We start from the raw sequence: 26774 nt of genomic DNA, 5'->3' as shown, positions 1-26774 counted from the left end.
AGGATCCTCCTGTGAACATGAAATCCGCTGGTCACGCCGCGAGCGAGTTCGTTGGAGAAGGTGGGCCGCGCATACGCGCCAATCAATACGGGTTCACCCCGGAAGGGCCCAAGCGAGCGACTCTGATCAGCGACAGCGCCGATGCTCTGGCGTGGACTCTGCGTACCTCGGGCGGCGCTGTGGTCACCACGGGGCACACCACCGTTGCAGGCCATGATCCGACCGCGGGCATGGACGTCCATGTGCTTGATTTCTCCACTGTCGCCGAGCGCGGCACCTATGTTCTTGAGGTCGGGGGCGAGGAGAGCGATCCCTTCGCGATTGGCGAGGGCATCTACGCGCCACTTGCCATTGACGCTCTCAACTTCTTCTACCTTGCGCGCTCAGGCATCGACATTGACGCGCAGATTGCGGGCGTTGAATACGCGCGTGCAGCAGGCCATGTCTCACGCGCTGGCGGCGACGACGTGAATCAAGGCGACTACAACGTGCCCTGCCAGCCAGCGGAGGACTCGGAGAAGGTCTACGGCACGCCCTGGACTGGCGACTACCGGCTCGACGTGGTCGGTGGCTGGTACGACGCGGGTGACCACGGCAAGTATGTGGTCAACGGCGGTATTGCGGTGGCTCAACTCCTCGGAATCTGGGAACGCGCGCAACGGCTGGGTGGGAGTGCGGCACGACTGCTTGGTGATGGCTCACTGGCAGTTCCCGAGCACGGCGACGGAGTTCCTGACGTCCTCAGTGAGGCGCGCTGGGAGCTCGACTTTCTGATGTCGATGATGGTTCCCGAAGGCCACGAACTCGCCGGAATGGCGCACCACAAGGTTCACGACTATGGGTGGACCGGGCTGCCACTCCTTCCCGTTGACGGCAGCCACACGCGCTACCTCCACAGGCCCTCTACCGCCGCGACACTGAATGTCGCTGCGGCGGCGGCCCAGGGATCGCGCCTGTGGGCGCCCTACGATTCCGACTACGCCCAGACACTCTTGAGTGCAGCCATGACCTCATGGCGAGCGGCCTTGGCGCACCCGGAGATCTACGCACCCCAAGCAGACGGCGCCTTTGGTGGCGGCCCCTATGACGATGATGACGTGGCCGACGAGTTCTACTGGGCTGCGGCAGAACTGTTCCTCACCACAGGTGAAGACGAATACGCAGACTTCCTCCTCGCGTCCCCAGTCCACGCCGCAGATTCCTTCCCCACCACAGGGTTCAGCTGGGACAAACTCGACGCCATTGCCAAAATCAATCTCGCCACCGTCGACAGCACCTTCGCGCACCGCCACGCAATCGCCCAGCAGGTGATGGCCGGAGCCCGCGCCATTGCAGAGGTCCAAGCCGCGCAACCCTTCGGCATGGCACTGCCCCATGACGGCTTCGTGTGGGGATCCAACAGCCAGATCCTCAACAACATCGTGGTTCTGGGTGCAGGCTACGACCTCTCCGGCGAACCCGCGCTCCTGGCTGCGGCACGCGAAAGTATGGATTACCTGCTGGGACGCAACGCGCTCGGGCTGTCGTACATCACCGGGTACGGCACGGCAGACGTCAAGAACCAGCACTCACGCTGGTTTGGTCACCAAGCCGATGCTTCACTTCCGCATCCGCCACGCGGATCCGTGGCGGGCGGGCCGAACGCCGACACACCCACGTGGGACGAGACCATCCGGGGCATCTACCCCGCCGCGGACTGCGCGCCACAAGTCGCGTACATCGACGACATCAACTCATGGGCCACCAACGAGATCACCATCAACTGGAACTCTGCACTCGCGGCGGCGGCATTCTTCCTGGCCTGCCCAGAAACCCGATGACGGACACCACCCTCGACTACTCCGTGCAGCTTCGACGTGGACAACGCCGGATCATCCTGCACGTCCGCGACGACAACACCTTGCTGGTCACAGGGCCTCGTGGGACTCGGCGCGCACAGCTCACTCGCTTCGTTGAATCGCAAACGGAATGGATCGCGAAACGACGAGCACAGAACGCCCTCAAGCCGCAGCGCCTTGAACCGGGACCCGAGGCTGAGCAGCACAAAGCATGGATACGTGAACAACTCGACGACCTTATGCCCGCGTGGTGTGCACGCATGGGCGTCACTGCGGCGCCCCGCGTGACGTTGAGGATCATGCGAACGCGATGGGGGAGTTGCAACCCGCAACTCGTCCGTATCTCGCTCAACGTTGAGCTGGCGCGTTACGGGCGCGCCGCATTGGAGTACGTCCTCGTCCACGAATTGGCGCACCTGTTCGAAAGCTCCCACGGCCCCGCGTTCTACGCGATCATGGACGCCCACTTACCTGACTGGCGAGCCCGCAGGGCAGCGTTGAAGCAGATTCCTCCCGCTGGTAGATGACCTGCTAGCCTGTGGGCGGACGCAGTGGAATACGCAGCGTCCTACAGGGGGAAGAATGATTCGCGCCAGTTCAAAAACTCTTGCCAATGCCGCTGCCTGTGCCATTGCCGTAGCGGCGTTCGGTATCGCTCTCACAGGGTGCACGGCCGCCATCGTTGACGGCTCCACTACGGCAGCAGCGGGCTCATCGGTCTCCTTCGCGGCCCACATCCCGCACCTCGCCGAGCCAGAGCCCGAACCAGTCGAAGAGACCACGGAGCCGGATCCCGTTGAAGAAACTCTTCGCCCCGAACCGGATCCCACACCGTCGCAGACGCAGGATGAGATCACCGACCAAGAGCACCTCGAAAGCCTGTCGAGCATCGCGCTCAGCTTGTACGCAATCCAACTGAACACGGATTTTCAGGCGCTCGAGGCAGAGAGTCCCGACCCCAACGGTGCCATGGCCGTGTCATCCGAGGGACACAACGCCCTGGTATTCACTTTCCAGTTTTATGAGCAAGTACCAGAGACCATCTTCGACCATGGGGCTGAAGAGCAGGAAGCGCAGTTGAAGGCCGATGCCCAAGACATTGCCATCCCGGAACTTGAGGCCGCGGGGGTCATGGACCCACAGGTCACATACATCTACCTCAATGCTGACGGCAGCGACATCTGGACCACAACGTTCACTGCCGATTCGTGACGCCGGCGGCGGCACGCCGGGACTACCGCGAGCATCGGCCCTGTGCCATACTGAACCCGATGTTCACCGCACTCATCATTCCGTAGCGCGTCGGCGAGAAACCTCCCGACGCGCAGCCTCCCGCACCCATGGGAGGCTTTTTTGTTGGGAAAGGGCTCCGGCACCGCCACAAGCACCGCCGTCGACCGACCGCTCGGAATGATGACTCACTCAAGGAGCCTGCACCATGACAGATCTCACAGTCGAGGTCTATGACACCACGCTGCGCGACGGCGCACAGCAAGAAGGCATGAACTTGTCCGTTGCGGACAAGATGGCGATTGCGCCGCTGCTGGACGAGCTTGGTGTGGGCATTATTGAGGGCGGTTGGCCTGGTGCGGTTCCCAAGGACACCGAGTTCTTTGGTCTGGTCGCCAAAGAGATGTCGTTCAAGAACGCCCAGTTCGCGGCGTTTGGCATGACGCGCAAGGCCGGCACCACCGCCGCTTCCGACCCCCAGGTCCGAGCACTGCTCGACTCTGAAGCACCCATCATCACGCTGGTATGCAAGGCAGACATCCGCCACGCCGAGCGTGCCCTGCGCGTCAGTCCCGACGAGAACCTCGCCATGATCGAGGAAACCTTCGCGTTCCTCACCGGCGAAGGCCGCCGAGTCATCATGGACGCCGAGCACTTCTTCGACGGCTACCGCTTTGACCCCGAATACTCGGTACGCACCCTTCAGGCCGCAGTCAATGGCGGTGCCGACACGCTGTGCCTGTGCGACACCAACGGCGGCATGCTTCCCGACGATGTGAGCGAGATCGTTCGCGGCGTGTCAGGACAAGTGGACACTCAGTTGGGAATGCACGCGCATAACGACTCCGGCTGTGCCGTCGCGAACTCCATGGCCGCCGTCGGTGCAGGCGCCACCCACGTTCAGGGATGCATCAACGGCTACGGGGAACGCACCGGCAACGCGGACATCGTCTCCGTAGTGGCGAACCTCGAGATCAAGAAGGGCCTCAGCGTCCTCAAGGGCGATGGGCTCACCGAAGCCACACGCATCGCGCACGCCATCTCAGAGATCACCAACATCGCACCCTTCGCACGCCAGCCATACGTGGGTGCCTCAGCTTTTGCCCACAAAGCGGGCCTCCACGCATCGGCCATCCGCGTCGACCCCGACCTCTACCAGCACACTCAGCCGGAGAAAGTCGGTAACGGACTACGCATGCTGGTGTCCGATATGGCCGGGCGCGCATCGATCGAACTCAAGGGCAAAGAGCTCGGCTTCGACCTCGAAGGCCAGGGCGAACTCCTGGGCCGCGTCACCGACCGCGTGAAGCACGCCGAGGCTGCCGGCTACACCTTCGACGCGGCCGATGCCTCATTCGAGTTGCTCTTGCGCGACGAACTGGGTGAAGACAACGCGTTCTGGGACGTCGAAACGTGGCGCGTGCGCGTCTCATCCAAGCCCGGCGACCCCACGGATGCGGATGCCGAAGCAATCGTGAAACTGACAGCCGGGGGACAGCGAGAGGTGTCCGTCGGCGAGGGCAACGGCCCCGTCAACGCCATCGACCACGCACTACGGATCGCATTGCGTGGGGCATACCCCGAGATCGCGCACTTTGAACTCTCCGACTTCAAAGTCCGCATCATGGAAGCGTCCCACGGCACCGATGCCGTCACACGGGTCCTCATCACCACTGTGCATAGCGAGACTGGGGAAACCTGGCGCACCGTGGGGGTCGGCCCCAACATCATCGAAGCGTCCTGGGAGGCCCTCGTGGACTCGCTCGTCTATGGTCTGATCAAGGAAGGTGTCGCACGCCGCTAAGGCGCTCCCGTCTTTGCGGTTCTTGCGGTTTCTCCCTCAGCTCTGTACGGCATGGCCGTGTCGACCTGTTGTACACACGTTACGACTCACGCGAAGCGGCGATGACCCGCTCGAACTCTAGGGCTGCGGCGACGGTATCGGAGTCAGACAGCATCTCTTCCGCCAAGTTGACGTTGAGTGTCATCGCAGGAACGCCTCGTGAGCACAGCGCGGCGACGTCGTCGATTGTCCTCAGGCTTGCTGCAAGAACCTGAGTGTGACCGTGGCCACGTTCCGATATCTCCTGCATGGTCGCGATTTCCTTGAGGGCATCCCTGCCGCTGTCGTTGATCCGGCCGAAGTAAGGCGCGACATAGTGAGCGCCGACTGCCTGCGCGAGGGCCATTTGAGAAGCGCGGTAGACCGCAGTGATGAGTATCGTCGTTCCTTGGTCTTCGAGGCGCCGTGCCGCAATGAAGCCTGCACGAGTTGCGGGCAACTTGATGATGACATTCGGGTCAATGTTTAGGATCTGCTGGGCATTGGACAGCAGCGTGGGCGCATCTGGGCCCCATGCCTGGAAACAGATTTCTTGTGCGCCCGCGTCGTGCGCCCACTCGTAGATGGCGCCGATGTCTCGAACGCTGCAACCGTCCCTGTCAAGGATCGTCGGATTCGTCGTGAGGCCGTAGAACAACCCTGAGCTAAACAGATCGGTGCTGCGTGCTCGATCGGCGGAGTCAAGGAAGAAGCGAGGGTGTGGGTGTGTCATGAGACCTCTCGAAGTCTTGGCGGGGATGGTTACGAAACGTAACATCTGCAGACGTCCCTGCCACTGATGCTTGCGCTCGTTTGAGCGCAAGCTTGGCGTTACTGTTTGCGCGGGCCGCCCACGTCCGAATCCCGTGCGGTTCGGCTGATGGGTCGTCGGCTCCGTTGGAGAGTGATCCGTCAGTCCGCGTCGTCAGCAAGTAAAAGGCGTGCAACTTGTGTGTCGGTGACCAACATGTTGGCGTATCCGCCTTTCAGAACCGCGCGAATCGCGCCGGCTTTTGAGGGGTGGCCAGCGATAGCGATGACAGTTGGTATTCGGCGCAGATCACTCGAGGTCGCCGAGATGATTCTGCCGTTGAGTGCCGTTTCGATCTCATTGCCCTCGCTGTCGAGAAGCACCCCGCAGATCTCCGCGCGGACGCCTCTGTTGTCGAGGTCCTCTCGCACCTCAGGGGAGCAGAACATTCGCAACTGTGAGTTGGGTGGGTTCCAGCTGCCGACCGAGGCGATAGCGACCGATACGTCTCGGAAGCGGTCGATTGTGGCACTGATCTCCGGCGCCTGTTTGAGGCTCTCCGCAGTCTCAATACTGGGCACCACGAGCGGCGTGTAGAGCGGGTATGCCTCGCTCCCCGTGATGCCGGAGAAGATTCGAACGAGGTCCATGAGGTTCTCGCCGGGATTGCCTGCGATTCCTCCCAACTGGACTACAGTGCATTTGGGGAGAGATGTCACGTAGTCCGCGGTAGCTTTCACTGTACGGCCCCATCCCACCCCAAGCACGTCTTCGTGCGAGAGGTGTTGCTGCAAAAGCAGTGCACCTTCGCGTCCGAGCGCTTGCCTGATGTGAAGCGGGTTCCCGTTGCCGGCATTCACGACCACGGCATGTTGAAGTGAGAAGCGTTCCTTGAGGCGCATAGCTAATCCGGTCCAACGCTCACGTGGTCGGTGCAATGTCACTCTGACGGCCCCGCGTTCGAGCGCTTCGTCAAGGAGTCGTGCGACTTTGAACCGGGACAATCCGAGCTCCGTCGCAATCTCAACCTTCGAGAGGCCGTGAAAGTAGTGGCTTCTCGCGACCTCCATGAGGAGGTCGTCGTGTGCCATCGAGCCATCAGTTGCCTGCAGCTCATCAGATTCTTTGCTCATATGAGCACAATAACGTTGAGATCGTTGGATCGCCCAACATAGAGTGCAACACCGAAGCCCCAAAAGAACGAAGGCCGGACCACGTGTCTGGCGCTCAACGGAGAGGAACACGCGTGACCACGTACGCAATCGGTGTCGACTTTGGCACTGAAACCTGTCGCGCAGTGGCAATCGATTTGTCCGACGGCCGGGAAGTCGCGATCGCATCGTCCGCGTACCGCCATGGCGTGGTTGATGAGATCTTTCCCGAAAGCGGCAAGAAGCTGCCGAACGACTGGGCGCTTCAATACCCTGCGGACTACCTCGAAGCACTTCGCGCGTCTGTCAAGGGAGTCCTCGCTCACGACGAGATTGACCCCGACGCGGTGGTGGGACTGGGCATCGACACCACTGCCTGCACTCTCATCCCGGTGGACGCCAATGACGTTCCCCTAGCGGACCTCGATGCGTTTAAGTCAGAGCCCCACGCTTATGCGAAGCTGTGGAAGGACCACTCCGCGCAGCCACAGGCAGACCGCGTTAACGACCTTGCCGAGCGCAGACAAGAGGCCTTCCTCAACTACTACGGAGGCAAGGTTTCTGCCGAATGGGTGCTCGCCAAGACACTCAAATGGTACGAGGAAGCCCCCACAGTTTTCGATGCCGCGCAGCGGATCTACGAGTGCGGTGACTGGCTCGTCTCAACGCTAGTGGGAACGGAATCCCGCGGAGTGGCGGTCGCCGGATACAAGGCCGCATACCAGCGTGACATCGGCTATCCCTCCATAGAGTTTCTCGAGGCGCTCGCTCCAGGATTCTCGAGCATGCTGGGAAAGTACGGCCACGAGTTCATGGAGCCTGGTGAACGCGCCGGCACCCTGACGCCAACGTGGGCGGAGTCTCTCGGACTGTCGCCCGAAACCGTCGTGAGCACAAGCAACCTCGATGCACACGTCGCTGTGCTTGGGGCTGGTGTCTCGGAACCGGGAGAAATGCTCCTTGTTATGGGCACTTCAGTCTGCAACCTCATGCTCTCAGAAGAGAAGCAGTTTGTGCCGGGTGTCGCGGGTGTGGTGTTCAACGGCTTGATTCCTGGCTACTGGGCATATGAGGCGGGTCAAGCCGGTGTAGGCGACACGTTCGGCTGGTTCGTACGCAATTTTGTCCCCACGGAGTACGAAAAGGAAGCCGCAACACACTCTCGCACGGTGTTTGAACTGCTTGAAGAAAAGTCCGCTGCGATGGAGCCAGGCGAGAGTGGCATTGTTGCGCTCGACTGGTTCAACGGAAACCGATCCACATTGATGGACTCACACCTCAGCGGGCTCCTCGTCGGCCTGACCCTACAGTCGAAGCCTGAGCACGTGTATAGAGCATTGATCGAGAGCTCGGCGTTCGGACAGCGACGAATCATTGAGGCCTTCCAAGACGCGAACCTTCCGGTCCGGCGCATTGTTGCGTGCGGGGGTCTGCCCCAAAAGGCTCCGCTACTGATGCAAACGCTCGCCGATGTCCTCAACATCGAGATCGAAGTGAGCAATTCTGCTCACACACCAGCCGTAGGTGCTGCACTTCACGCAGCTATCGCAGCCGGGCCGGACCTTGGAGGCTTCAGTTCATTCGACGAGGCGGCCCAGTTCGCCAGTCCGATTGCGACCAGATACTTCCCCAACGCCCGCAGGGCCAAGAAATTCGATGAGCTCTACGACCTCTATCGCCGGTTGTACGAGCACTTTGGCAACGCTGATCGGGAAGTGATGCACTCCCTGCGAGCTCACTCCTCCTAAGACTCAACACACAACACACAAAAGGAAGAAAAGATGGTTACACAAAGTCGTGTCAAAGTCCTCGCGTTCACGGCGGTGGCAGGTGTTGCGCTCGCAGCCTGCAGCGCTAGTGCGGACTCCACAGAAGCCGAAGGCGGCGATCAAGGCGAAGTGACGATGGTGAACGTTGTCAAGCTGGCTGGCGGAGATTGGTTTAACCGGATGGAGGTCGGCAACCAGGAGTGGGCAGCTGAACACCCCGGTACCGTCGTCACCCAAACCGCCGGAGACGATGCTTCCGAAGAGAAGCAGATCGCCGTGATTAATGATCTGATCCCGCAGCAGCCAGCCGCGTTGACGGTTGTGCCTAACTCGCCGGAATCGCTCGAGTCCGTGCTCAAGCGCGCTGAGGAATCTGGGATCGTAGTGATCACTCACGAAGCACCGGGCATTGAGAATGCCGTTGCAAACATTGAGGCGTTCGACAACAACGCGTACGGAGGCTTCCAGATGGACACGCTCGCTGCGTGCATGGGAGATTCCGGCGAGTACGTCCACATGGTTGGGTCGCTCACTGTCGCAAGCCACAATGTGTGGGCAGAAGGTGCACTAGAAAAGGCCGCCGCTGACTATCCGGACATTTCGCGTGTCGCCGATCCCATTTCTTCGGAAGAGGATCAAGAGACCGCGTACCAGCGAACCAAGGAAATCCTCGCCACCTACCCAGACATCAAGGGCTTTATCGGCGCCGCATCAACTGACATCGCAGGTATTGGGCGTGCTGTCCAAGAAGCAGGTCTGCAGGACGACACTTGTGTGGTCGGAACGTCCACGCCTTCCACGGCAGGCAGCCTTCTTGACGATGGCTCAGTCGATGTGATCACTGGTTGGGACCCCGCGCTGGCGGGTCAGGCAATGCTGCAGGCCGCACAGCTAGTGATGGACGGTGAAGAGATCGTTGATGGCATCGACCTCGGCGTGCCTGGGTACGAGTCGATCACTCAGGACCCGGAGATTGCTAACAATTTCTACGGTGACGCGTGGATCGAGATCCGCTTGGACAACCTCGAAGACTACCCGTTCTAAGTGATTTTCAGCGGGGGTCGGTCATCCCCCTCGGCCGGCCCCCGCGCCCCTTTGAGGAGAGACATCATGCCGCTTGCATTGCAGGCAAAGGGAGTAACCAAAACCTACGGTGGCGTCAAGGCGTTGACCGAGGTGGACATAGACGTACGCGCCGGCGAGGTGCTGTGCCTTGCCGGCGCTAACGGATCAGGCAAATCGACTTTGATCAAGATCATCTCCGGTGTAGAAACCGCGGATGCTGGTCACATCGAAATGGACGGCGTGGATGTAGGTCGGCCCTCCGTGACGGACTCGATCGATCTGGGTATCCAGGTCATCTACCAGGACATGTCGTTGTTCCCGAACCTCACGGTAGCGGAAAACATCGCGATGTCTGCACGAGTGAAGGCTGGAAGGAAGGTCGTTCGCGTCCAGGACGCTCGGGCTACCGCGGAAAGGGTCGTCGAGCGGCTAGACCTTCAACTGAGCCTTGATGAAAAGGTCGAGAACATTTCAGTCGCGGACCGGCAACTCGTCGCGATCTGCCGAGCCCTCGCCCTCGACGTCAAGGTCTTGTTTATGGACGAGCCGACCACCGCTCTCACCTGGAGGGAGATCGATTCCCTCAGTCGTGTCGTCGAACAACTCAAAGCAGACGGCGTTGCCATCGTCTTCGTGTCGCACAAGACCGAAGAGGTGTTCATGATGTCGGACAGGATCACGGTTCTACGCAATGGTGTGGTCGCCAAGAGCGGGGCTGCCTCCGAGTTCACCCCCGACTCGTTGATTGAGTCGCTTCTTGGCTACCTGCCGTCAGAAGAACGTCAGCTTTCGGCACTTCCCGCCGACGCGACGACGCCAGCGCTGGAAGTGCACGATATCGGCCGACACGAACTCTTTGAAGGAGTCTCCTTCGAAGTCGGCGCCGGTGAGATCGTTGGATTGACGGGACTTCTCGGATCAGGTCGTTCAGAAATCGCAGAAGCGATCTTTGGCATCTTGCCGATCGATACCGGCGAGATTCGCGTAGCAGGCCAGGCCAAACCCATCGGCTCGGTGCAAGCGGGAATTGAAGCGGGTATCGGCTACGTGCCGGAAGACAGGCTCACTCAAGGCGTGATTCTTGAGCAGAGCATTGAGTCAAATCTTGTTGCTGCGTCACTCGACAAAGTGAGTCGCCGTGCAGGCTTCCTCGATAGTGCACGCATGGCTCACGCCTCGCAACACGCGGTCGAGACGCTTGGTATTAAGACAGATAATCCCGCAAACCCCGTGAGTTCGCTTTCAGGGGGAAACCAGCAGCGAGTTGTACTCGGCAAATGGATGGAGACGGAGCCTAGCGTTCTCATCCTCAACGGACCCACAGTTGGGGTTGACGCCGGATCCAAGGCCGTGATTCTCGACATCCTGCGACGCACCGCGGAACAAGGCACAGGCATCCTCATGATCTCCGATGACGTTCCGGAACTAGTGAGCGTATGCCATCGAGTCTTGTTTGTGAGACGCGGCCGAATGGATGGCGAACTAGAGATGGACGCAGTGTCGCCCGAACGTATTCGCGAAAGGTTGGACCGATGAAGGCGTATGTGCGCAGAGCCCGCGGCAGACGAATGAGAGTGCACGAGCTCTGGGATCGCTATAAGGGCGAAAATCACGAGACTGCGCTGTTGCTGCTCATCCTTGCTCTCCTCGGGGTCATGGCTATCGTCGAGCCTTCAGCGCTCACTATGACATTTGTAGGAGACATTATCCGCTCCGGGATCGTGACCCTTGCTCTTGCGCTCGGGTTGCTCTTGGTAATTATTTCCGGCGGCATGGACGTGTCATTTCCTGCTATCGCTATTTTTAGCGGTTACGCCACTATAACCGTGATGAATTTCTTTGGGGTCGACGGAGTGCTCTGGCCTTTCCTGTTGGCTTCGATAATGGGACTCGCCCTCGGCTCGCTGAACGCCCTGTTCGTGGCGCGCTATCGTATGGAAACGCTCATTGCATCGCTTGGGACACAAGTCATCATCCGAGGTGTACTGCTTGCGTTCATCGGAAGTGTCTATATATCGACGCTTCCGGCGCAGCTCGACACGATTGGCGCCTCATCGATCATGAGGCTCGGCAACAGTCCCGTAAACATCCTTGTCCTTCCTGTGATCGCGCTCGCCTTTCTGGTCTCGTGGATGCTTCGGAAGACAATGTTTGGTCGCTCGATCTACGCAATTGGCGGCGATCGGGAATCAGCACGGCGGGTAGGTATCCGCGTGCCGAGCGTTCAGGTCCGGATCTACCTGATCGCCGGTGCGCTCGCAGGGTTTGCGGGCATGGTGCATGTCGTCCTGTCCCGCCACGCCTCGCCCTTTGAGCTGGTCGGCACCGAGCTCAATGTTATTGCAGCGGTGGTCATTGGTGGAGCGTTGGATTCCGGCGGCCGTGGCTCGGTGAAGGGCACCGTGTATGGCGTACTGCTCATTTCGCTTGTTCAAAACTCCCTAGTGCGACTCGGGGTCTCGAGCTATTGGCACGTACTTGTTGTCGGTGTGGTGGTTCTTGTGGGTGTCGCAATTCAGGCGCAGGCCTCGTCACGTGAGGCGAGAACGACAAGGATTCTTGAATCAATGGAGGCGTCGGCATGAGTATTGATACGGGACAACAGGCTCCACCGGCTCCGGAACAAGTAACTCCGCGTTGGACGCTGGCGGTCAAGCGCAATGGGAACACGCTGGGACTACTTGCTCTCGCATTAGTTATTGCAGTGGTTTTCTCTGCTATCAATCCTGGCTCATATGCAACCCTACTGAACGTCGAGTCCATCGCATTCTCCATCCCCGAGGTTGGACTGATGGCGCTGGCAATTTCGGTAGCAATGACGATAGCCGGGATTGACCTTTCTACCGTCGCCGTGGCGAATCTCACTGCGATATTTATTGCTTGGTATTCCCGTGTTGGGGTTGAGCAAGGCCAAGGGCAACTCACCACAACATTGATCGCAGTAGCAGGTGGGTTGCTGATCGGTGTGCTGTGCGGACTTCTCAACGGCCTGGTTATCGCGAAGCTTAAGGTAGCGCCAATTTTGACAACTCTTGCGACGATGCAGATATTCACGGGTGTCGCCGTGGCAATCACTCGTGGTGAGGCCGCGTACGGGGTGACAGATCCACTCTCATCGTTCGGTTACAACTCGTTGCTGGGTGTGCCGATCGTCTTCTGGCTGTTCGGCGCCGTAGTGGTTGCTGTGTGGCTTCTCATGACCAAGACCAAGTACGGCGTGAGCTCGACGATGATGGGCGCCTCAAGAACTGCGGCTGAGTACAGCGGTATCGCCTACACGTGGGTCGTGACTAGGACCTATGTGTTAGCCGGGCTGATCTCGGCTGTCGCGGGCTTGGTTCTCGTCTCGCGTACGGCTTCCGCTTCAGCAGGTTATGGATCGTCCTACTTGATGCTCGCGATCACTATTGCCGTACTCGGTGGCGCGAACCCGTTTGGCGGGCGAGTCGCGGTAGTTGGCGCTGCGCTTGCTGCGATCGTTCTCCAACTTATCGCCTCGGGTCTCAACATGATGGGCGTGAGCACCTACATCTATCAGATCGTTCAAGGTCTGATCCTGGTGGGCGTGTTCGTCGTGGCATTTGAAAGAAAGCGAGTCTCTGAAGCGATGAGCAGGAGGCGCCGTCAACCCAATGTCCAGGCAACTCAGATGAACCAGCAGAAGGAGCACCAGAAGTGAAGGTCGACAGCACAAGTGAGCGCGATGAGGCGCAACGGTTCATTCGGTCGGAAGCGGAAGCGGTCGCATATGTTGCGGATCAGGTAGGCGACGATTTCTTCGCCCTGGTAGATCAGATCATGGCGACCCCTGGAAAAGTCATTGTGTCCGGTGCGGGCACCTCTGGAACGATCGCAAGGCGGCTCGCGCACCTCCTCAACGTTTCGGGCACGCCCGCGTTCTATCAAAACCCTTCAGATGCGTTGCACGGCAGCCTCGCAGTTGCGAACGAGAACGATCTCCTCATTGCGCTCTCTAAAGGTGGTGACTCAACTGAACTCGTCGAGTTCGTCTCGAGGGTTAAGGACCGTGGGACATTCGCTGTCGCGCTGACAGGACAACCGGCCAGTCCGTTGGCAAGTAGTTGCGACCTCGTGGTCCGAGTCAGCAGCGATACTGCAGATTTGGGCGGCATCATTGCGATGGGCAGCACCTTGGCGACCGCCGCCTGGGGTGATGCACTCGCCGTTGTCCTGATGTCTCGTCGCGGCTACACATGGGATCGCGTGTTGCACAGTCACCCTGGTGGTGCAGTCGGTAAGGGCGCAAAGGAGCTATTGGAGGTTGTGACCGGCCGCGAGGACCGCCCACAATAGGGCGCCGTCGTGAGGTGGGTGCGTCATTGGGCGTGAAACGAGGGGACAATGGTGAGCATGCACGGAGAATACAAAGTCCCTGGGGGCAAGCTCGTCGTCGCCGATGTTGAAGTATCCGGCGAATCACTGTCACAGGTGGTGATCTCTGGAGACTTCTTCCTCGAACCCGCGGAGGCGCTGCTCGATATCCGCCTTGGCCTGACCGGGATGCCCGCGGCAGCACCGGTCGCGACACTAACCGCTGCCATTGAACGAGCCGCTGGGCCAGACGCCCAGTTTGTGGGATTCAGCCCAGAGGCTGTCGCTATCGCTGTGCGGCGCGCACTGGGCCACGCCACCGGGTGGCACGACCACACCTTTGAGATGTTGCATGACGAGCCCCGTGAACCGCACCTGCAAATGGCTCTCGACGACGTCATCACACGCGAGGTGGCCGAGGGCAGGCGCGGTCCCACGCTTCGCATTTGGGAGTGGGCGTCGTCCGCAGTGGTGATCGGGTCGTTCCAGTCGTTGCGCAACGAAGTAGACCCCGAAGGTGCCGCGAAACACGACATCACCGTGACTCGGCGGGTATCGGGCGGCGGTGCAATGTTCATCCAGCCAGGCAACACCATCACGTATTCCCTGTCAGTGCCATCGTCGCTCGTTGAGGGCCTGTCTTTTGAACAGTCCTACGCGTTCCTGGACGACTGGGTCCTCGGTGCGCTCGCTGATGTGGGGATCAACGCTCGCTACATTCCGTTGAACGATATTGCTTCAGACGCTGGCAAGATCGCGGGTGCGGCGCAGAAGCGGTACTCATCCGGCGCAGTGCTGCACCACGTCACGATGGCTTACGACATCGATGCCAACGCGATGCTTGAGACACTGCGCATCGGCCGGGAGAAGATGTCGGATAAGGGCACTAAGAGCGCCAACAAGCGTGTGGACCCCTTGCGTAGTCAGACGGGAATGGCTCGCGCTGAGGTGATCAACGCGTTCCTCGCGCACTTCGCTGGACGCTACAGCACCACCGCAGGCTCTGTGAGCCCCGATGAACTCAACGCCGCGCATGCATTGGTGGACTCCAAGTTCTCGACGGAGGACTGGATCGGCCTCGTCCCCTAACCCACCCCCAACCGACGCACCTTCCTCGCCAAATGGCTCCATTTCGCTGTTTTGAGGGGTCATAACGGCCAAAAAGTGCCACTTGGGGTTGCTGATTCAGTCCGCGTTGTGGCGGGCAAGGTATGCGGAGATTTGATCGTCGGGGACTGTGAAGTTATCGATCCCATCGGCGTCTGGGTCGGTCACAGTTGGTACCGGGCCGCGAGGGGCTGCATTTCCTGACGTGCACCGGCCGTACGTGTCACAGTCGACGAGCCTGGCGCGCGGACTATAGAGGTGGATCGAGCGAGGTTCACTCGTGGTGGTCGCGGTACCCGGAGCGTCAACCCAGGTAACGCCGCCGTCGAGACTGTAGGTGCCGCTCCACGTGGTGGTCAGGTTCCACTGGAGGCGACGCTCGCCTGCAGTGAAGGTGAACGGTTCCGCGCCTGACTCGTAGCCCCTGTTGGGTCGGTGCTCGACGTGGGTATCGCCGTCGCTATCGGACCACGTCCACGTGACGGGAGTGGCGCGCAATGTGACGTCGGTGCCAGCGAGGTTGACCGTCGATACCTGGGGAGTGGTGTCGGGAACCGCGTAGAAGCCGTCCTGTGTGGTGGCCCATCCGGTGTCAGGTTGGAGCTGGTAGCTACTTGGCGTGATCACCATGGCATCCCACGCGTTGATTGCGGCGGCGTGCAGTGGATCCGCAGTACATGTATACCCGGAGACGCGTATCCAGGAACCGTAGGTGCCGTTTTCGTCAGGGTCAGAGCGCCACAGCGGCTCTTGAAGTGCTTCGCCGTCGCCGCACTCCACACCTGGTTCGATGGCTCCGGCGTCACTACACGTTGGCACCGCGCCAAAGAACTCGATGCTCGCGCCGTGAGGGTCCTCGCCTGTCATTCCCCAGCCTGTACACATGGGGGCGCGCTGCCAACGTGGCGGATTCACCACCGCTTTGCCGGACTCTTGCCTAGAAAGTTGTTCCGCAACGCTGGGTTCGTCTACACGGACGTCAACGGAGGTGTCCGATGTGGCGCCGATGAACTCCATGTCACCTGCTTCACCAGTACCTGAGTGCACGGCTGAGATTGCGAGTGCCGTGGGGACTAGGGCCGCAAGGATTGCCTTCATGAACCGGATTGTTCCGAACCAACCTCTTCGACCACCCAGTGATCCTCATAGCGCACAATGATGCTCGCGACTCCGGAGCTTTCTGCAACTTCTCTTGTGACAGTTCCATCGGCGTCGGTCTCGATCAGGGGAGTCGTCTCAAAGTCGTACTCGATACCAAAGGTGCCATCCTCTTGGATTCCGCCGTACCCGTGCGCGCTCAGGATCACCAGGTCGCCGCCCGCAATCGTCACCTGATCTGCGCGTGCTTGTTCGTAGCCGGCCATGACGGAGGCGCAGAACTTGCAGTTTGGCGAGGATAGGGCAGCGAAGAGTTCAGGCTGCTCGCGCGCAAGTGCTTGGTAGTTGTCGAGAAAATAGGACGCGAATGCGTCTGCAGATGGAAAATCTTGTGGCGACGTGCTGTCAGGAAGCAGCGCAGCTACCTCGTCGGCGGTCAGCGCGGTAGCGCTGGGAGAAGGTGACGCGTCTCCTGGTGCCACCGTGGTGGGCGAGGTCGTCGCGCTAGCCGTTGGTGAAGCATCGGCCGGGTTTTCGATGTCGCCGGTGCACCCCGCGAGAATGAAGATTGCTGTGGTCACAGCGGCCGCCCGCCCCGCAAGATTGTCTAGCCCCATTACAGTTGACAATAGCGTTGCCGGCGTTCGCGCCGCGAGGGTCCAACTGCATCTGTGGAGAAATGCGAAGTGGCTGATTCTGACTGTTTTGGCGGCTCAAAACAGCGAAATGGAGCCATTTGGCGGGGAGGGGAGTGGCGAGGAGGGGAGTGGGGAGGAGAGGAGCGGGGTTAGAGGGCCGTTCCTACCAGCGCGCCGATGGCGTAGGTGATGGCCATCGCCAGCGAGCCACCGACCACATTGCGCAGCACGGCACGACGTCGCGGTGAGTGTGCCCACTTGGCCGACACGTAGCCGGTGAGGGCCAGCGCAATGATCACTGCCGAGTAGGTTGCTGGCACCTGAGCGCTGGCTGGCACCAGCAGGATGGTGAGCAACGGCAGCAGCCCGCCCAGCGTGAAGGCCCCGAGCGACGCGTATGCCGCATGCCACGGGCTGACGACCTCATCCGGGTCGATCCCGAGGTGCATGCGGGCGTGAATTGCGACCGGATCGTGGTTGGTTTGTTCCTCGGCAGCGACCCGCGCGGTCGCCTCGCTCATTCCGGTCTCCATGTTGAGTTCCACGAGTTGCTCGAGTTCATAGTCCGGGCGCACCTGGTGCCACCGGCGTTCGCGACGGAGCTGCGACTTCTCGGCATCCGACTGGGACGACACCGACACATATTCACCCACGCCCATGGAGAGCGCGCCTGCGACAAGCCCCGCGACTCCAGCGGTCAGAATGGCGCCGTGATTTTCGGGCGTCGCTGCAGCGACACCGATCACCAGACCTGCCACAGAGACGATGCCGTCGTTGGCTCCCAGCACGCCGGCGCGGAGCGCGTTGAGGCGCCGAGAGACGGATTCTTCATCAATGTGGTGCGGATCAATCGAGGTCATAATGCGCAGATTACGCCGCTGCTGGCTCGCGCGCTAGGAAGGTAAGCCTCTCTTAAGCGCACCCGAAATGCCTGGTAGTCGGGCCGAAAGTGAAGTTTCGGTGCAGCGAAATGGTGCAGTCTGACTACGCCCCGCGGGAACCTACTGCGGCCCCACAGCGAGCACCGTCACCACGGGGGAGCCAGCCTCGTCCGAGGCCTCCAGGTCCACAGCCGCAACGATCGCCCAGTCATGGTCGCGGTCCAGGTCGTCGATCACCTGGCGCACCAGCCAAGCACCCTCGGGCACCGAAGCGTCGGCCGTCGCGGCCAAGGCGGCCTGCGCCCCCGCATCGGCGCCATCTCCCGAGTCCCCGTCGCCTTCAACGAAAGTCAGCAACCCTGCCGAGCGAGCATCGGCCCCAATCTGAATCGCGTCATCGCCCTGTGCCTCGAAGAGCGGATCCAGCGCATCGCGCCAAGCATCCGCTGTCCACCCCGATGCCCCATCCAGGGTGCCCAACGCCGCGTAGTCCTCGCGCGCCGCGAGCTCCACCCGGCGGAACATGGCGTTGCGCACCAAGCGACGGAACATGCGAGGGTTGCCCGTCATCGGTCGTGAGGGGCCCACCGCTGGAGGTGCGAGCGGGTCTTCGTCCAACGCGCCGCCGCCGTGGCCGAGGGCCGCGTCGTCGCCCACGAGGGCATCGGGATTGCTCAAGTGCTCCCACTCGTCCAACAGTGACGAGTCGGTGGACCGCACGAGTTCTCCGAGCCATTCGGTGATGGCAACGACGTCATCGGTCCGATGCTCGTCGGGCACGGTCTGACGCATCGCACGGTAGGCCTCGGCAAGGTAGCGCAGCACGACGCCTTCGGTGCGCTCCAATCCGTACACGGAGATGAGATCGCCAAAGGACATCGCCTTTTCCAGCATGTCGCGCACCACGGATTTGGGGGACAGTTCGGCATCAAGGATCCAGGGATTGGTGCCCCGGTAGGCGATGAAGGCGGGCTCGAGGAGGTCTGCGAGCGGCTTGGGCCACGTGATTTCTTCGAGCAGCTCCATGCGCTCGTCGTATTCGATGCCGTCGGCTTTCATGGCCGCGACAGCCTCGCCGCGGGCGGCATGCTGCTGCGCGATGAGGATCTGGCGAGGGTCTGAGAGCGTTGACTCGATGACGGACACGACGTCAACCGCGTGGTTGGGGGATTCCACGTTGACCAGGTCCATCGCTGCGAGCGCAAAGGGCGAGAGCGGCTGGTTGAGTGCGAAGTTGCGCGGCACGTCGACGGTGAGCCGCACCGATGGTCGCTCGCCGCGCGGGTGCGTGTCGTCGGGCACCCGAATGCGTTCGACCACGCCCGCAACACGTAGCGACCGATAGATGCGCAGCGCCTGGCGCATGTGCGCAGATTTTTGTGCGTCCGTCTCATGCACTGATTCCAGGAGCGACTTCATCGCGAGCACGGGGTCGCGGTCACGGTCGTTCGCCGTCTCTGCGTCGGTTTCGGTGGCGCGCGCAAGCACGTTGAGCACCATCGCATGGTTGACGGAGAAGCGGCTGGTGAGCGGCTCAGGGTCTGCGTCGCGGAGGCGCTCGAAGGTGGCATCGGTCCAGTTCACCGAGCCTGCAGGAGCGCTCTTGCGCACCAACTTTTTGCGCTTCTTGGGGTCGTCGCCAGCCTTGGCGAGGGCCTTGCGGTTCTCGATGACGTGTTCGGGAGCCATCACCAGGACGTCGCCCTCGGTGTCGAATCCGGCCCGTCCGGCGCGCCCTGCGATCTGATGGAACTCGCGCGCGGAGAGGTGCCGCATGCGCTCGCCGTCGTACTTCACCAGTGACGTGAACAGCACGGTGCGGATCGGGACGTTGATACCCACACCCAAAGTGTCGGTGCCGCACACAACCTTGAGGAGTCCCTTCTGAGTCAGCCGCTCCACGACGCGCCGATACTTGGGCAGCATTCCGGCATGGTGGACACCGATTCCTGCGCGGAGGAACTTGCTGAGTGTCTTGCCAAACCCGGTGCCGAACCTTACGCCGGAGAGGGCATCGGCGATGGTGGCGCGTTCCTCTTTGCTTGCTACCTTCATACTCAGCAGAGCTTGGGCGCGCGCGACAGCGTCCTTCTGTGTGAAGTGCACGATGTACACCGGCGCATGCCCCGTCTGCATCAGGCGCTCCACCACCTCAGGTAGCGGCTCAACGCAGTAGTCAAAGCTCAGCGGCACGGGACGCTCGGCAGTGGTGACTTCGGCCACGGCCTTGCCGGTGCGGCGCTCCAGGTCCTCCACCAGCCAGTCGGTGTCACCCAGAGTCGCACTCATGAGGACAAACTGCGTGTCGGGCAATTCAAGGAGCGGCACCTGCCATGCCCAGCCGCGTTGTGGGTCCGCATAGAAGTGGAACTCGTCCATGACCACGAGCGACGCATCGGTGCGCGAGCCGTCGCGCAAGGCAATGTTGGCGAGGATTTCCGCGGTGCAGCACATGATGGGGGCATCAGGATTAACTGCTGAATCTCCCGTCATCAGCCCCACGTTCTCCGTGCCAAACAGGGCGATGAGGTCAAAGAACTTCTCGCTCACCAGCGCTTTGAGCGGTGCCGTGTAAAACGTGCGACCCCCGGTGCCGGCACGCTTGGCTGCCAGCGCCGCGAAGTGTGCACCCGCAGCTACCAGGGACTTTCCTGAGCCTGTGGGTGTCGCCAGGATCACGTGGGAGCCCGAGACAATCTCGATGAGGGCCTCGTCTTGGTGCGGATACAGCGGCAAGTGCTGATCATCCGCCCACCCCGCGAACGCTTCGTAGAGCGTATCGGGGTCGGGTGCAACGCCCGTCTCGGTGGCGGGAAGTCGGTCCAGGAGGGAGAGCTCGGCGTCAGTCATCACTGCCATTCTGCCGTGCGTGGCGCCCGCTGAGTTCAACTGGCCCGCGCAGTGAGACAGGACGATGCCGTCGAACCTGCCGCTGCTGCCTCAAGCCGATGCTTGGGTCCAGTTCTGCAGACGCTGGGTGGGAGTTAGTCGCGCATCCCCATCACGGCGGTACCGACGCGGACCATCGTGGCCCCTTCGGCGATGGCCCATTCAAGGTCGTTCGACATGCCCATGGACAGGTGCCACGCGCTCGAGAGGTCAATGCTGCCGCGCTCCGATGAGATGAGTGCCTCATCGCGGATGGCTCGCAGGCGCGCATAGCCGGCACGCACGTCAGCTTCCTCAGGCGAGTTGAGTCCAATCGTCATGAACCCCACGACCTCGAGTGCGGGGAGAGCCTGGACGGCAGCGGCAAATACCAGCGCCTCATCAGGAGCGCAACCGGCCTTGGATTCCTCGCCAGAGACATTGACCTGAATCATCACTTGCAGATCGCGCTGGGCCTCCACGCACAGCCGTGACAGGCGCTCCGCGAGTTTAAGTGTGTCAACAGTCTGCACACACGCCGCATACTCAACAGCGATGGCGGCCTTGTTGCGTTGCAACTGGCCGATCACATGAATCACGGCACCGGCGTCACGTAGTGCCTCGCCCTTCTCCGCGAGCTCCTGCATGCGCGACTCGCCCACGAGCCGGGCGCCAGCCCGCACAGAACTGACCGCGGCATCGGCCGTCCACGCCTTGGTGGCCACCAGAATCTGGACGCCAGCGCCAGCGCGACCACAGGATGCTTCTGCAACGTGGACACGAGCCTTCACATCAGCCAACTCGGCGGCATAGTCGTGGTTGTCGGGAGTGTGGTGGAGGGTCATGACACCTTCGCAATCGGGGCTGTCTTTGCACCTGTGAGGCGCACTAAGTCAGCCGGTGAAACAGAAACATCGAGTCCCCGGCGGCCACCGGAAACATAAATCAGATCGTGGTCAAACAGGGACGAGTCAATCACGGCCGGCATGTGTCGGCGCCCACCCAGTGGTGAAATGCCGCCCACGACGTAGCCCGTGGCACGTTCAGCATCGGCCGGTGTGGCCATGTGTGCCTTTTTGGCGCGCACTGCCCGAGCCAACCCCTTGAGGTCCAGCGATCCGTTGACCGGCACAATGGCTAAAGTCAGAACGCCGTCCGCCTCGACGCACAAGGTTTTGAACACCTCTTCGGGCTCCACGCCCAAGGCGTCGGCAGCCTCTTGTCCAAAGGACTTGGTGGTGGCGGGATCATGCTCATACGGGTGAACACCGTGCGGCACACCCTCGCGTTCAAGGATCTGAATCGCCGGCGTGCCAGAGGTCGCCGAGCCAGGCTTACGGGACATAGCCCCAGTGTGCCCTATCGTGGCCGCGTGACCTCCGAAGACTTGACGCACGTAGACATGTGGACCGACGGCGCCTGCAAAGGCAACCCTGGCGTGGGTGGCTGGGGGACCCTCATGCGTTCCGAGGGACGTGAGAAGGAACTCTTTGGCGGAGAGAAAGACACCACCAACAACCGCATGGAACTGCAGGCCGTGATCGAGGGGCTCACCGCACTGAAACGTGAATGCGACATCACCTTGCACGTGGACTCGCAGTACGTCATGAACGGCGTGACCAAGTGGATCAAGGGCTGGAAGCGCAACGGTTGGAAGACCGGCGACAAGAAGCCCGTCAAGAACAAGGACCTATGGATGGCGCTCGACGAGCAGGTGGCACGCCACCAGATCGAGTGGGTGTGGGTGAAGGGTCACGCGGGCGATCCCGGTAATGAGGCCGCAGATGCGCTCGCCAATAAAGGTGTTGACCAAGTCCGGCGCGGTTAATCTGGCCCCGTGACCACCTCCACGCTCCCGGCAACCATCGCGGCGCCCATCGAGCATCGGCTGGTCATCAAGAAGTCCGTTTTTCTGACACGGATCACGCCCGTTGACTCCGTAGAACAGGCCGATGCCGTGGTGGCCGCAATCCGCAAACGTGACTGGGACGCGCGTCACCATTGCACCGCAATGGTCGTGGGAACCGACGCCGACCGGCAGCGTTCAAGCGACGACGGCGAGCCCTCGGGAACGGCTGGCGTGCCGATGCTTGAGGTGCTCCGGCACCGCAATGTCACCGATGTGGTGGCCGTGGTGAGCCGATGGTTTGGCGGAGTGAAACTGGGCGCGGGAGGTCTGGTGCGTGCCTACGGGGCGGCGGTCTCAGGTGCGCTTGATGACGCCACCTGGCTGGATCGAGTGCCCCTGACCTCCGTGACACTCGACGTGCCGCACTCGGATGCGGGCAGAGTGCTCGCGTCACTGCACACATGGGCGGACTCCCACGGCGCAGTGGTGGACGAGCCGGTCTATGGGGCGCGAGCTCGACTGGGCGTCTGGGTGGCTCCTGACGGGGTGGAAGCGGTTGGGGCGGAGGTTGCGTCCATCACTGCCGGTGCCATTGACGCCGTCGTGGGGGAGACTCGAATCGTGGACCGGAAGCGCGCATGAGCACCGCCCGCACGGCATCGTCGAGTGCTGTGGTGATGCCGCTACTGGTGATCATCGGTTTGGTGTGCCAGGAGGTCGGGGCGGCCGTCGCCGTCAACCTCATTCCCACGGTGGGTCCGTGGGGCGTGGTCGCGATGCGACTGGTGTTCTCCGCCGTGGTGTTGCTACCGCTGGCCTTGGTGTCGATCCGGCGCGGTGCAACGATCTCGTGGAAGCACGCCATCCTGTTTGGACTCTCGCTGGCCGCGATGAACGTGTTCTTCTACCTGGCACTCGAACGCATCCCGCTAGGCCCTGCCGTGACCATTGAAGTCATGGGGCCGCTCGTGCTCAGTGTTGTCGCGAGCCGCAGTTGGCGCGGCTTGATGTGGGCCCTCATGGCGGCCACCGGTGTGGCATTGCTGGGTGGATCGGGGCTGCTGCCAGGATCCGACATGAGCTTGGACCCCTTGGGCATGCTCTACGCGCTCGGAGCGGCAGTGATGTGGGTGGCCTACATCCTCACCGCCCGCGCCGCCGGTGCTGCAATGCCGGGCGTGGTGGGGCTGGCGCTCGCGATGGTCGTCGGCTCCGTGGTGACACTGCCGGTTGCCGGAGTGCTCGCAGGTGCCGCACTGATAGAACCTGAGGTGCTCGCGCTTGGCTTCGCTGTCGCGGTGCTGTCTTCCGCAATTCCCTACGGCATCGAGCTCACCGCCCTACGCCGTATGAAGGCAGAGACGTTCGCCATCTTGCTGGCCCTCGCGCCCGCCATCGCCGCGCTCGCGGGCCTCATCCTGCTTGACCAGCAACTGACGTGGGCCGTCTCGGCAGGCATCGCTTTGGTGACAGTCGCCGGAGTGGGAGCCGTGGCATCGGCCGGTCGCAAAGCTGTTCCGGCCACGGAAGAAGCGTCCATCGAGACTGTCGAGGAACTCCCTGGCGTACCCGAGAACCCGTGACATTCGTCCCTTGGGGCCATTGGCGATCGCCAGGTACCCTCTGTGGCATGAGTGACCCCGCGCAGGCCATGGATGGACGGCACCGCATGGTGCGTACATTCGCGTGGCTTGGCGTGCTCGCGGCGGCCGCGATCCTGGTGATGGGCATCGCACACGCTGCGCTCTCCTCGTATTCACACACCGAGACGATGCCCGCTCAGGCCGCACTCTCCGGTCACACAGCCGATGCTGGGGAGACGGGTGCAACGGTGCTTCACCACACCGCCGGCATCACTGACGCAGGAGCTGGGGACTGCGCCACCTGCGCCCCACACGCGCCCGGTGAAATGCTCACGTGCATGTTGGTCACAGTCATCGCCGTGCTCCTCACGTTCCTGCTGCCGCGCCAGCGCATCACGTGGCAGTCGTGGCAACCGATCGTCCGGACCCGCAAGGTACTCGGCGGGACATGGGTGCCCACCGCTGCTCCCAACCTTGACGCGTTAGGAATCAGTCGGACGTGAGAGAGGGCGCGCCAGCGCGCCGTCCTTTCGCCGGCACGTACCGGCGACGCCGCCACTGCGCGGCTGATCATTCACGACTGAAACGTTGACGTGAGACGTTGACGTGAGACGCTGACGTTAGACAAGGAACAACAATGACCCGCATTACTGGCGCCTTCACGCGCCCACTCGTACTCGTGTCCGCTACCGGGATCCTGGCTCTCGCCCTGACCGCATGCAGCGCGGAGACAGCATCCGCACCCACCTCCGTGCCTGAGGCCACGGCCGCTACCGCACAGGCAGAATCTGCCACCGCCACGGAAATTCTTGCCGCAGCGGGGCTATCCGACATGGACGCTCGGGAGGCCATCGACACGCTGGACGCGCTCGACAAGGAAGATCGCCCCACGGAACTGATGGCATCGATTCGGCCCAACGAGCTAGTGCTGACCGCCGGCGACGGAAGCGAAGCATCACTTCCTATGCCGGAGGACGAGTTCTATGTCTCCATCGCGCCCTACGAGGACGCCACACACGAGTGCTACTTCCATTCGCTCACCACCTGCACCGGTGAGATGCAGGGCGCCGAACTCGACGTCCTCGTGACTGACACTGTGACGGGCGAGGCCGTGATCGACACCGCCATGCAGGCGTACGACAACGGGTTCGTCGGGCTATGGCTTCCACGGGACGGCTCGTTCACCGTCAGCATCGAACACGATGGCAAGACTGCGACCCAGGAACTCAGCACTTCCGAAGATGACGATGCGACCTGCGTGACCACAATGCAGCTCTCCTAGTCGGAGCGCTTCACGCGCATCAACCATGCGCGTGTACCGTCCCTGACGTGCAATTCAGGGACGGTACACGTGCGGGGCGGCACCTGCGTGTCTCTTCGAGCCGTGCCAATTCAGGGACGGTGCAGCGCCGCCGTTATTCGGCGAGTACGCCGTCACATACCGCGATGAGGCGGGCGCGGAGTGCATCACCGCGCGCTGAGAACTCCCGCTGCCGCTGCGCATAGTCGCGTTTGCCCTCGGGCGTCTCGACCGGAATGGGACCCAGGCCATAAGACGACACATCGTAGGGCGAGGCCTGCATGTCGACCTGGCGCACGTCGCGGGCCAACTCAAAGCAGTCCAGCAATAGATCCCCCGGAACGGCTGGCCCGAGCTTGATGGCCCACTTGTACACGTCCATGTTCACGTGCAGGCAGCCCGGCTGATCCATATGGATCTGGTCTTCCCTCGTCAATTGATGCTCGTTGAGAGGGGTGGATTCGGGCGTGAAGAACCTGAATGCGTCGATGTGTGTACAGACGAGCGGGTGGGCATCGACCACTGCATCCGTGCCCTCAGCGCCAAGTCGCAAGGGCAGCCCATGGCGACGAGCATCATCGCCCGCGCGGTAGACCATCGCCCACTCGTGCATGCCGAAGCAGCCCAACATGGGGGCGCGTCCCGATATTGCTGCGAGGAGCCGCCGCATGTAGGTCACGGCATCCCCGCGGTCTTCACGGAAGCGCTCGAGGTCCAGCGTGGAGACGTCGCCATCAGTGCGGTACCAGCGCCATTCGGACCGCTCGCCAGCGTCAATGAGTCCTACGCCCACACCCGGGTGCCAACGGCGCAGTTGGGCGGGTTTGGCGCTGTAATACTCGGAGAGGAAGTCGTCGATGGCGTGACGCTCACCGCGGGCAGCGCGCTCGCGGCGTCCTGCAGTGAGTGCGTCGGCGCGCTCTGAGTGTGCACGTTCCTGGGCTTCCCACTCGCTTCGCGGCGCCACCGTCAAGGCAGACGTGGCGGGGCGGGCGGCGGTAGTCACCCCGCTATTGTCTCAAGCCTTCGAGACAACACCACACCCCAAGTGGAGAAGACCTTGCGCTGCGCCCGGTAGTGCCATGGCAGTCACGTGTACGTCGCTGCAGGCTGGTTCGCTACCGCACGTTATGGCTCAATGCTGGCTTCGATGCCGTGCGCCTCAAGAGCGCCGGTGATGGCCCCGATCGCGTTCTTCCACACGGGATCATCACTGTCGACGCCTGTTGCAGGCGCATGGAGATGTTCCAGCGCAATGGTGGTGCGTCCGTTGTGTTCATCAAGAATGCGGATCTGTGCGTGGATCACCGCGTCATAGGTTGTGTCGCCCCCGGAGCCTGCGCCACTGACGAGGTCCACCACTGTCGTGGTGAAGAAATGCTTCAGGAGTGACCCGTGGCGGAGCTGCACGGGAGTCTCGCCCTCGCGAGACGTGACTTTGAAATCGGCGACGACCATCGCGTCACGGATGACAGGCACAGCCATGAACGCA

General features: G+C 61.7%; 26 protein-coding genes. 16 read left to right on the top strand and 10 right to left on the bottom strand.

What is annotated here, in order from left to right; genetic code table 11:
* Positions 1-17 precede the first annotated feature (17 nt).
* From AOP79_RS08280 to cimA, 4 genes are all read left to right on the top strand, one after another.
* On the top strand, positions 18-1820 hold the full coding sequence (locus AOP79_RS08280) for a glycoside hydrolase family 9 protein (protein WP_236683338.1): 1803 nt from the start codon (positions 18-20) through the stop codon (positions 1818-1820).
* Complete coding sequence (locus AOP79_RS08275) at positions 1817-2365, top strand: M48 family metallopeptidase (protein ID WP_062072459.1); 549 nt, start codon at positions 1817-1819, stop codon at positions 2363-2365. Before AOP79_RS08280 ends, AOP79_RS08275 begins: the two co-directional genes overlap by 4 nt.
* A gap of 55 nt (positions 2366-2420) precedes the next feature.
* On the top strand, positions 2421-3050 hold the full coding sequence (locus AOP79_RS08270; RefSeq protein WP_062072457.1) for a hypothetical protein: 630 nt from the start codon (positions 2421-2423) through the stop codon (positions 3048-3050).
* A 226-nt stretch (positions 3051-3276) separates the two neighbouring features.
* Complete coding sequence (gene cimA, locus AOP79_RS08265; RefSeq protein WP_062072455.1) at positions 3277-4872, top strand: citramalate synthase; 1596 nt, start codon at positions 3277-3279, stop codon at positions 4870-4872.
* 79 nt (positions 4873-4951) lie between these two features.
* Here the strand turns inward: cimA and AOP79_RS08260 are convergent, their stop codons facing one another.
* Positions 4952-5623 (bottom strand): transaldolase family protein, encoded by a 672-nt coding sequence (locus tag AOP79_RS08260; RefSeq protein ID WP_062072453.1) that lies wholly within the window; start codon positions 5621-5623, stop codon positions 4952-4954.
* Between the two features lie 179 nt (positions 5624-5802).
* A complete protein-coding gene (locus AOP79_RS08255) occupies positions 5803-6774 on the bottom strand; it encodes a sugar-binding transcriptional regulator (protein WP_161794248.1) in 972 nt (323 codons plus the stop codon).
* Between the two features lie 113 nt (positions 6775-6887).
* Here AOP79_RS08255 and AOP79_RS08250 point away from each other — a divergent pair, with 113 nt between their 5' ends.
* From AOP79_RS08250 to lplAB, 7 genes are all read left to right on the top strand, one after another.
* The gene (locus AOP79_RS08250) at positions 6888-8540 is read left to right on the top strand and encodes a ribulokinase (RefSeq protein WP_062072452.1); all 1653 of its coding nucleotides are present in this window, start codon (positions 6888-6890) and stop codon (positions 8538-8540) included.
* A 33-nt stretch (positions 8541-8573) separates the two neighbouring features.
* Positions 8574-9605, top strand: a complete 1032-nt coding sequence (locus tag AOP79_RS08245) for a substrate-binding domain-containing protein (protein WP_062072451.1) — start codon at positions 8574-8576, stop codon at positions 9603-9605.
* A gap of 66 nt (positions 9606-9671) precedes the next feature.
* On the top strand, positions 9672-11162 hold the full coding sequence (locus tag AOP79_RS08240) for a sugar ABC transporter ATP-binding protein (RefSeq protein ID WP_062072448.1): 1491 nt from the start codon (positions 9672-9674) through the stop codon (positions 11160-11162).
* 119 nt (positions 11163-11281) lie between these two features.
* The gene (locus tag AOP79_RS08235; protein WP_161794247.1) at positions 11282-12211 is read left to right on the top strand and encodes an ABC transporter permease; all 930 of its coding nucleotides are present in this window, start codon (positions 11282-11284) and stop codon (positions 12209-12211) included.
* Positions 12208-13305, top strand: coding sequence for an ABC transporter permease (locus tag AOP79_RS08230; protein WP_062072443.1), 1098 nt, complete (start codon positions 12208-12210; stop codon positions 13303-13305). The genes AOP79_RS08235 and AOP79_RS08230 overlap by 4 nt, the downstream gene beginning before the upstream one ends.
* Complete coding sequence (locus AOP79_RS08225; RefSeq protein ID WP_062072441.1) at positions 13302-13940, top strand: KpsF/GutQ family sugar-phosphate isomerase; 639 nt, start codon at positions 13302-13304, stop codon at positions 13938-13940. Before AOP79_RS08230 ends, AOP79_RS08225 begins: the two co-directional genes overlap by 4 nt.
* Positions 13941-13997: 57 nt before the next feature.
* Entirely contained in the window at positions 13998-15047 is a 1050-nt protein-coding gene (gene lplAB, locus AOP79_RS08220) for a lipoate-protein ligase LplAB (protein ID WP_062072603.1), read from the top strand.
* Positions 15048-15143: 96 nt separating this feature from the next.
* Here lplAB and AOP79_RS08215 read toward each other — a convergent pair whose 3' ends face one another.
* The 6 genes from AOP79_RS08215 to ybaK form a co-directional block, all read right to left on the bottom strand.
* The gene (locus AOP79_RS08215) at positions 15144-16163 is read right to left on the bottom strand and encodes a hypothetical protein (RefSeq protein WP_062072439.1); all 1020 of its coding nucleotides are present in this window, start codon (positions 16161-16163) and stop codon (positions 15144-15146) included.
* Positions 16160-16780 carry a hypothetical protein gene (locus AOP79_RS08210; RefSeq protein ID WP_152648069.1) on the bottom strand — a complete coding sequence of 207 codons (621 nt, stop codon included), beginning with the start codon at positions 16778-16780 and terminating at the stop codon, positions 16160-16162. Before AOP79_RS08210 ends, AOP79_RS08215 begins: the two co-directional genes overlap by 4 nt.
* A gap of 170 nt (positions 16781-16950) precedes the next feature.
* Complete coding sequence (locus tag AOP79_RS08205; protein ID WP_062072435.1) at positions 16951-17661, bottom strand: VIT1/CCC1 transporter family protein; 711 nt, start codon at positions 17659-17661, stop codon at positions 16951-16953.
* Between the two features lie 141 nt (positions 17662-17802).
* Positions 17803-20541: a DEAD/DEAH box helicase gene (locus tag AOP79_RS08200; RefSeq protein WP_439644681.1), complete on the bottom strand. Its 2739-nt coding sequence runs from the start codon at positions 20539-20541 to the stop codon at positions 17803-17805.
* A gap of 125 nt (positions 20542-20666) precedes the next feature.
* A complete protein-coding gene (locus tag AOP79_RS08195) occupies positions 20667-21395 on the bottom strand; it encodes a YggS family pyridoxal phosphate-dependent enzyme (protein WP_062072433.1) in 729 nt (242 codons plus the stop codon).
* Entirely contained in the window at positions 21392-21895 is a 504-nt protein-coding gene (gene ybaK / locus AOP79_RS08190; protein WP_062072432.1) for a Cys-tRNA(Pro) deacylase, read from the bottom strand. Before ybaK ends, AOP79_RS08195 begins: the two co-directional genes overlap by 4 nt.
* A gap of 57 nt (positions 21896-21952) precedes the next feature.
* Between ybaK and rnhA the strand changes: the two genes are divergently transcribed.
* From rnhA to AOP79_RS08165, 5 genes are all read left to right on the top strand, one after another.
* Entirely contained in the window at positions 21953-22378 is a 426-nt protein-coding gene (gene rnhA, locus AOP79_RS08185) for a ribonuclease HI (protein ID WP_062072601.1), read from the top strand.
* A 9-nt stretch (positions 22379-22387) separates the two neighbouring features.
* Positions 22388-23041: an IMPACT family protein gene (locus AOP79_RS08180; protein WP_062072431.1), complete on the top strand. Its 654-nt coding sequence runs from the start codon at positions 22388-22390 to the stop codon at positions 23039-23041.
* Entirely contained in the window at positions 23038-23982 is a 945-nt protein-coding gene (locus AOP79_RS08175; protein ID WP_082093472.1) for an EamA family transporter, read from the top strand. The genes AOP79_RS08180 and AOP79_RS08175 overlap by 4 nt, the downstream gene beginning before the upstream one ends.
* Before the next feature lie 47 nt (positions 23983-24029).
* On the top strand, positions 24030-24485 hold the full coding sequence (locus tag AOP79_RS08170; RefSeq protein ID WP_062072430.1) for a hypothetical protein: 456 nt from the start codon (positions 24030-24032) through the stop codon (positions 24483-24485).
* A gap of 134 nt (positions 24486-24619) precedes the next feature.
* Positions 24620-25264: a CueP family metal-binding protein gene (locus tag AOP79_RS08165; RefSeq protein ID WP_152648068.1), complete on the top strand. Its 645-nt coding sequence runs from the start codon at positions 24620-24622 to the stop codon at positions 25262-25264.
* Between the two features lie 133 nt (positions 25265-25397).
* On the opposite strand, the gene AOP79_RS08160 is transcribed toward AOP79_RS08165, so the two are convergent.
* Both AOP79_RS08160 and AOP79_RS08155 read right to left on the bottom strand, forming a co-directional pair.
* Positions 25398-26288: a hypothetical protein gene (locus AOP79_RS08160; RefSeq protein WP_062072429.1), complete on the bottom strand. Its 891-nt coding sequence runs from the start codon at positions 26286-26288 to the stop codon at positions 25398-25400.
* 122 nt (positions 26289-26410) lie between these two features.
* A complete protein-coding gene (locus AOP79_RS08155; RefSeq protein ID WP_152648067.1) occupies positions 26411-26767 on the bottom strand; it encodes a hypothetical protein in 357 nt (118 codons plus the stop codon).
* Positions 26768-26774 lie beyond the last annotated feature (7 nt).

Source organism: Demequina sediminicola, assembly GCF_000975055.1.
Taxonomy (GTDB): domain Bacteria; phylum Actinomycetota; class Actinomycetes; order Actinomycetales; family Demequinaceae; genus Demequina; species Demequina sediminicola.
The sequence above is the reverse complement of the archived record's forward strand: the minus strand, read 5'-3'. Positions and strand labels throughout refer to the sequence as shown.